We start from the raw sequence: 7,426 nt of genomic DNA on the forward strand, positions 1-7,426 counted from the left end.
CAACCGAAGTTTTGGACACTATTGAGGAGATTATTCGGGGCGCCCGGTGGCAACAGTATTATGAAGACTTTACGCTACCCTACCATTTTTATGGACCGGAAGAATATAAGGCATGGCTACCGGACAATGGTTTTCACCCGGTACGTGTTGAGTTATTGCCAAAAGACATGCAGCATCAAGGAGCAGAGGGTCTTATGGGTTGGTTACGAACAACGTGGTTCCCCTATACAGATCGCCTGCCAATGGAACTGCGTGATCCCTTTCTTGCGGAAGTGGTCGAAACCTATACCGCGGCACATCCGATTGACTCGCTTGGCAATACTCACGTCAAAATGGTTCGTTTGGAGGTTGAGGCATTGACGGCTAATTCGCCGGCGTTCAGCGAGCACTGCGAGAATAGTCTTTGGCCGGCAGACCCGGTTCGGGACAGATAGGAAAGGAACGATGTCGTTGTGCCGCGTAAGGTCATTAGTGAAAGGAGGTATGTATGGAGTGGTTTGTGAATACCCTTCGGCAATACCCGGAACTTGCAATCTTCCTGACGCTCGGTCTGGGTTACTCTGTCGGAAAACTCAAGCTGGGCAAGGTCGCGCTCGGTGCTGTCACAGGTACCCTCCTTGTGGGGATATTGATCGGGCAAATAGGTATTACCATCTCACCGAACGTGAAATCGGTCTTCTTCCTCATGTTCCTTTTCGCGTTGGGCTACGGGGTAGGGCCGCAGTTCTTCCGGGGACTTAAAAGCGATGGTCTCTCCCAGGTGGTTTTCGCAATCATCCTGTGTCTTGCCTGCCTGTTTTCTACATTTCTGGCTGCAAAGATACTTGGTTTTGATATAGGTTCCGCGGCAGGGCTTTTGTCGGGTGCCTGCACGATCTCCGCGGTAATCGGGGTGGCAACCGATACGATCAACCAACTCAGCATCCCCGCTGCTCAGAAAGCATCTCTTATCGACCATGTCCCTGTAGCTTACGCGGTGACCTACATCTTCGGTACCGCCGGTTCAGCATGGTTCCTCTCCTCCATCGGGCCCAAGCTCCTGAAGGTGGACCTGGCAGCGGAATGCAGAAAGATGGAGGAAAAAATGGGCGCCGGTCAGCCTGAGGCAGGTGTTGTCTCCGCGTATCAGCAGATCGTTGCCCGTGCTTATCAGGTAACAAATGTTAAGTTCATACACAAGACCATCGGGGAGTTCGAGTCTGATTTCATTGCCGACCCGGGTTCGCTGCGGATCTTCGTGGAACGGATTCGTCAGGGGGGTAAGATCATGGAGCCTGACCCCTCCATTATCATTCAGCAAGGTGATGTTCTGGCGCTTGCCGCCCGCCGGGAGTTGCTGGTAAAACTGGAGAATAAAAATGCCATCGGGCCCGAGGTGGATGACAGGGAACTCCTCGACTTTCCGGCAGAGAGCCTCGACGTGGTAATTACCAACAAGGCAATTGCAGGCAGGACCCTCAAGGAGATCGTGGAATCGGATGTTGCGGGGAATGGACGGGGGGTATTCCTGAGGAAGCTCATGCGTGTGGGGCACGAGATGCCCGTTACTCTGGGCAGCAAGGTAGACCGCGGCGATGTGTTGACCTTAGCAGGGGCAAAGCGCGATGTTGAACGGGCAGCCAGGATACTGGGTTACGCGGACCGCCCTACTGATATGACCGATATGGTATTTGTCGGCATCGGTGTTCTCCTCGGTGGTCTTATCGGCGCCCTCTCCATCAAGATAGGGAAAGTCCCTTTAAGCTTGAGTACCAGCGGCGGCGCACTTATCATGGGGCTCGTATTCGGCTGGCTGCGATCGGTCCACCCCACCTTTGGCCGTATCCCTGCTCCTGCCCTCTGGATGATGAATAATGTGGGTCTTACCACCTTTATTGCCGTGGTGGGTATAAGCTCCGGCCCGGGGTTTGTTGCAGGCCTGAAGGAAGCCGGACTCATGCTGTTCCTCGCCGGCATTTTTGTTACCACAATGCCGTTTGTAGTGGGAATCTACATGGGCAAGTATGTTTTTAAGATGAATGCAGGCATCATCCTGGGCGCATGCGCCGGTGCACGGGCTACCACGGCAGCGCTGGGTGCTATACAGGACGTTGCGGAAAGCAGGATACCGGCCCTTGGTTATACCGTGACCTACGCTGTGGGTAATACGCTTCTCATCATCTGGGGGGTGGTGATCGTTATAATGCTGGCATAAATAAAAAATAAAAAGGGAGGTATGCCTATGGACCGTGAAACAGAAAGGAAATACCAGCAACTCAGCCCCTTCGAACTGAAGGATAATCTCATTTCCCTTGCTGCTGAACATACAAAACAAAGCACTATGGCAATGCTTAATGCAGGCCGGGGCAATCCTAACTGGATCGCCACAACTCCGCGTGAGGCATTCTTTACTCTCGGTGGTTTCGCTATTGAGGAATCAAAGCGGGTATGGAACCAGCCCCACTTTGGAGGGATGCCGCAAGCGAAGGGTATCGCCAAACGCTTCAATGAGTTCGCCGCCAAAAACCCGGCGGCGCCCGGCATTGACCTGTTGAAAGATGCTATTGTTTACGCTGTAGGGAAATTTGGCTTCGATGCCGATACCTTTGTCCATGAACTGACAGATAGCGTGATCGGCGACCAGTACCCGACCCCTGACCGGATGCTGAAGTGCATTGAGCGTGTTGTCCACGAATACCTTGTTCAGGAGATGTGCGCAGGTCAGCCGCCCGAAGGTCGGTATGATCTTTTTGCCGTGGAAGGCGGTACTGCCGCCATGTGCTACGTATTCGATTCGCTCATGGTGAACAAACTGCTCCATAAGGGTGACAAGATCGCCCTCGGTGTGCCCACCTTCACTCCCTATATTGAAATCCCCGAACTGGACAGATATGAATTCAGGGTCGTTGAGATCTTTGCCGATGAGGTTGATGCACAGGGAAATCACACCTGGCAGTATCCTGACTGGCAGATTACCAGGCTTGCCGATCCTTCCATTAAGGCCTTCTTTCTCGTAAATCCAAGCAATCCCCCCTCGGTGACCTTGCGGCCAAACTCGATGAACCGACTTGTGGAAATTGTGAAGACCAGGAATCCCAATCTTATCATCATTACCGACGATGTGTACGGAACGTTTGTAAATGGTTTTGTCTCTTTAATGGCGAAGCTGCCCCGCAATACGATTGGCGTCTATTCATTTTCAAAATACTTCGGATGCACCGGCTGGCGCCTGGGTGTAGTAGCGGTCCATGAGGATAATATCTTTGATCCGATGATCGCAAAACTGCCTGAGGCAGACCGGAACATCCTTAACAATCGCTACAAATCTCTCTCGCTTACCCCCGAGAAGATGAAGTTTATCGACCGGATGGTTGCCGACAGTCGCCAGGTAGCGCTCAATCACACTGCCGGCCTGTCGCTCCCGCAGCAGGCACAGATGGCCCTGTTCTCGCTGTTTGCCCTGGTCGACAAAGAAAATAACTATAAGAAGGCGACGCAGCAGATCATTCAGCGCAGGCTTGAAGACCTTATAAAAGGCATTGGCTTTACCCTGCAGCCCAACCCGTATCGCACGGGCTACTACGCTACGCTTGATCTGCTTGTATGGGCAAGACGTATGTACGGTGAGGAGTTTGCTGATTACCTGACAACAAACTATGAGCCCGTGGACATCCTGTTCCGTCTGGCGGAAAGGTTCTCGACGGTCCTCTTGAACGGCGGCGGCTTCGATGCGCCTGACTGGTCGATCCGAATATCCCTGGCAAACCTTCCCGATGAGACCTATCCGCTAATAGGCGAATACCTTGCAGCACTCGGGAAAGAGTATGTCAGGGAGTGGGAGGCAAGTAAAAATAAGTAGGGTCCGGCCTCGTACGCTCGCGGCCGATCTTTACGTTAATCCATAACTCGGCATCGACCCTGTACATATATTGGCTTCATCTTCTCTTTTTGAATATTGCTAACACTTCTTTTACGGTGTGTGTGTTGAGGACGTCTTTCTTCTCCTGCCAGCCCTTGCGTGCGATGCCGACGCCATAGGCTATTTCAGTGAGACCGCCTGTCGCATGGGCATCAGGATTGATGGAGATCATGACCCCTTTCTCTTTCGTATATTTGAGATGGCGCCAGTCGATATCAAGCCTGTAGGGGCTGGCATTCAATTCGATGATGACATGATGCTCGAAAGCGGCATCTATGATTGCCTTCATGTCCACTTCATACCCTTCCCTGGAAAGAAGCAGTCTCCCGGTAGGGTGGCCAAGCATCGCCGTGTAAGGGTTTTTCATTGCCGTTATGATCCGTCTCATCTGGTCATCCCGCTTCATGGTAAAATTCGAATGAACTGAGGCAATGACAAAATCAAACTGTTCCAGGATCTCTTCGGGATAATCGAGGCTGCCGTCAGGCAGGATGTCGCTCTCAATCCCTTTAAAGATATGAAAATCATGGTGTTCATGATTATATTGATCGATAATATCCCATTGCCGTTTCAGGTCTTCCACGGAAAGTCCGCCCGCGTAGTATGCGCTTTTACTATGGTCGGCAATACCGATGTATGAAAGTCCCATATGCCGAGCCGCGCCGGCCATCTTCGCGACGCTGTCAACGCCGTCGCTGAACTCTGTATGGACATGGAAGGTACCCATGATATCGCCCGGCACAACAAGTTCCGGAAGTGTCCCCTGTTCAGCGGCATCGATCTCGCCCAGGTCTTCCCGTAATTCAGGCGGGATGTATGTGAGGCCAAGGGCCTTGTATATCTCCTCTTCGGTTTTGCACCTGATAAGCCTCTCTCCTTCAAAGAGCCCGTACTCGTTTAGTTTCCAGCCCCGCCCTTTCGCGATCCCACGGAGCAGCACATTATGCTCTTTGCTCCCGGTAAAATACATGAGCGCATAGGGGAACGCCTCTTCACTGACAACCCGGAGATCGGTCTCTATACCCGACCGGAGGCGACAGGATGTCTTTGTATCGCCCGCCAGAAGCACCTCCGCTACTTCCGGCAACCGGACAAAGGCAGATGAGACCTTCTCCTTCTCCTTGCTTCCGACAAGGATATCAATGTCTTTGACGATCTCTTTTCTGCGCCTGATGCTGCCGCAGACCTCGACAAAACCACCTGCAATGATCCCCTGCAATCTTTCTTTGATGCGTTCCGCTTCATGATAGACGTCCCCGAAAAGAAATTCGCCCTTGTGCCGCTTGATGAATTCGATACCCCTGAGGATCTTTTCCTGGGTCTTTTTCCCGAACCCGGGGAGGTTAATGAGTCTGTTCTCTTTGCAGGCATACTCAAGTTCGCCGACATTTGTCACGCCGAGATTATCGAAAAGGGTTTTGATCTTTTTCGGCCCCAGGTTCGGTACCTGGAGCATCTCAAGGAGCGTTTCCGGCACTTCCTTCTTCAGGTCTTCATAATAGGCGATCGCGCCGGTATTGATATATTCTTCGATCTTTGAAGCGATGGCATCCCCTACACCCCTGATCTCCTTTAAGCGTTTTTCCCGTATCATCTCTTCGAGATTTTCAATGCCGGAGAGGGCCCTGGCAGCATTATAATACGCCCTTGTCTTAAAAGGGTTCTCACCTTTTATCTCAAGGAGCATGGCGATCTCTTCGAGTACCCGGGGGATCGATCCGGCAACCATTTTCTATTATCCTACACAGGGAAAAATAAAGTCAATAATACAGCTCATAGAAGATCGTATATCGTAGTTCGTATATCGTATATAGCAAAACCAAATACCTGATACTGGATGCTTGATACTGGTTACTGGTTGTATAAAACAAGCAACAAGAAACGAGGGACAAGGAGCGAGTTTTATTGTATCGTCATCGCGAGGAGTGAAGCGACGTGGCGATCTCATAGGGTATAATCTATTGAATGAGATTGCCGCGCCCTACGGGCTCGCAATGACAAAGAGAAAAATGGCTCGCAATGACAAAGAGAAAAATGGCTCGCAATGACAAAGAGAAAAATGGCTCGCAATGACAAGACGCCGCGCCCTGCAGCCTATCACCTATGACCTATCACCTATCACCCATCACCTTCCACGTTTCACGCTCTATAAGGTTCATCCAATTACGAATTACGATTCACGAATTACGGGTTTTCTCACTTTTCACTATTAAATATTTCTTGCAATAAGCAAGGCTATCCGCTATCCTTCCTTGCAGGGGAAAATGTGGCAGGCACAAGGCAAACGAGGTATTTCCAGGAACCGCTCTTCGAAGAACTCAGAAAAGACTACTGCTATGTATGCTGTAAGAGGATCAAGGACAACGAAGGTGTTTATATCGGCAACAATACCTGGCGCCACAAGAAGTGCAAGCCCGGCAGCGCTCAGTGGCTAAAAAGCCCCTTAAGCCGGGAGGATTCAGCGTTAGACGTTTTCAAATCATAATAACGTCACTTTAAAAATAATCTGTTGTAGCAGGGATAAAAAAAGGCGCCTCGTTGGAGGCGCCTTTTTGCTATTCTCTTTATTTACTAATCAAGCTTTTCTTCACCGACCCTCATTCCGTAGAAGGAACGGTACACGAAGACGAGGGCAATTATCATGAAAACAACGCCGAGCGTGGTTTTTAATACCTGAGACTGCATGGTCACGGCGATCTCCGTTGCGAGAAGTCCGAAGAGGGTGGTGAACTTGATGACAGGGTTCATGGAGACCGACGATGTATCCTTGAAGGGGTCGCCGACCGTGTCGCCAATGACCGTTGCTGCGTGAAGCTCGGTACCCTTCTCTTTCAGGTCAACCTCGACGATCTTCTTCGCATTGTCCCATGCGCCGCCGGCATTCGCCATGAAGATTGCCTGGTAAAGCCCGAAGAACGCGATTGCAATGAGGTAGCCGATGAAGAAGTAGGGGTTGAAGAAAGAAAATGCCAGGGCGAAGAAGAAGATGGCGATGAAGATATTGATCATACCCTTCTGGGCATACTGTGTACAGATCTTCACGACTTCCTTGCTGTCCTCAATAGACGCCTCTTCCTTATCAAGGTTGATGTGGTTCTTGATGAAGACGACTGCCCTGTATGCGCCGGTAGCAACTGCCTGTGTAGCGGCGCCGCTAAACCAGTATATTACAGCTCCACCCATGAGAAGCCCCAGGATTATCTTGGGATTCACAAGGCTTAACTGTGCGATGACGTTTCCATACATGTTCTCCAGGAGAATGATGATGCCGAATACCATTGTCGTGGCACCGACGACTGCCGTACCTATGAGCACAGGTTTTGCCGTTGCCTTGAAGGTATTGCCTGCGCCGTCCGCCTCTTCGAGGTAATCCTTAGCGGTGTCAAAATTAGGCTCAAAACCGAACTGCCCCTTGATCTCCGCCTTAACATTGGGAACACTCTCAATCCTGGAGAGCTCATAGATGGACTGCGCATTATCGGAAACAGGGCCATAGCTATCGACGGCGATCGTCACGGGACCCATGCC

Annotated in this window: 6 protein-coding genes; 4 read left to right on the forward strand and 2 right to left on the reverse strand. The window is 51.1% G+C overall.

Annotated features, from left to right (window positions below; all coding sequences use genetic code 11):
* From PHU49_12055 to aspD, 3 genes are all read left to right on the forward strand, one after another.
* Positions 1–434, forward strand: a 434-nt coding sequence (locus PHU49_12055) for a hypothetical protein (GenBank protein ID MDD5244740.1), incomplete at its 5' end; no start/stop codon positions are given.
* Positions 435–487: 53 nt separating this feature from the next.
* The gene (gene aspT, locus PHU49_12060; protein ID MDD5244741.1) at positions 488–2,194 is read left to right on the forward strand and encodes an aspartate-alanine antiporter; all 1,707 of its coding nucleotides are present in this window, start codon (positions 488–490) and stop codon (positions 2,192–2,194) included.
* Positions 2,195–2,221: 27 nt separating this feature from the next.
* Positions 2,222–3,838: an aspartate 4-decarboxylase gene (gene aspD / locus PHU49_12065; GenBank protein ID MDD5244742.1), complete on the forward strand. Its 1,617-nt coding sequence runs from the start codon at positions 2,222–2,224 to the stop codon at positions 3,836–3,838.
* A 76-nt stretch (positions 3,839–3,914) separates the two neighbouring features.
* Here the strand turns inward: aspD and polX are convergent, their stop codons facing one another.
* The gene (gene polX, locus PHU49_12070) at positions 3,915–5,627 is read right to left on the reverse strand and encodes a DNA polymerase/3'-5' exonuclease PolX (protein MDD5244743.1); all 1,713 of its coding nucleotides are present in this window, start codon (positions 5,625–5,627) and stop codon (positions 3,915–3,917) included.
* A 537-nt stretch (positions 5,628–6,164) separates the two neighbouring features.
* On the opposite strand from polX, the gene PHU49_12075 reads away from it, so the two are divergent.
* Positions 6,165–6,383, forward strand: coding sequence for a hypothetical protein (locus tag PHU49_12075; protein ID MDD5244744.1), 219 nt, complete (start codon positions 6,165–6,167; stop codon positions 6,381–6,383).
* Positions 6,384–6,469: 86 nt separating this feature from the next.
* On the opposite strand, the gene PHU49_12080 is transcribed toward PHU49_12075, so the two are convergent.
* The coding region (locus PHU49_12080; protein MDD5244745.1) for a sodium/proton-translocating pyrophosphatase at positions 6,470–7,426 on the reverse strand (957 nt) is incomplete at its 5' end.

The sequence above is a fragment of the Syntrophorhabdaceae bacterium genome, from assembly GCA_028713955.1.
In the GTDB taxonomy this organism is placed as follows: Bacteria; Desulfobacterota; Syntrophorhabdia; order Syntrophorhabdales; family Syntrophorhabdaceae; genus UBA5609.

What these genes read in the sequence shown, in the direction of transcription:
- aspT (MDD5244741.1), top strand. Translation starts at nt 488, where the DNA reads ATGGAGTGGTTTGTGAATACCCTTCGGCAATACCCGGAACTTGCAATC.
- aspD (MDD5244742.1), top strand. Translation starts at nt 2,222, where the DNA reads ATGGACCGTGAAACAGAAAGGAAATACCAGCAACTCAGCCCCTTCGAA.
- polX (MDD5244743.1), bottom strand. Translation starts at nt 5,627, where the DNA reads ATGGTTGCCGGATCGATCCCCCGGGTACTCGAAGAGATCGCCATGCTC.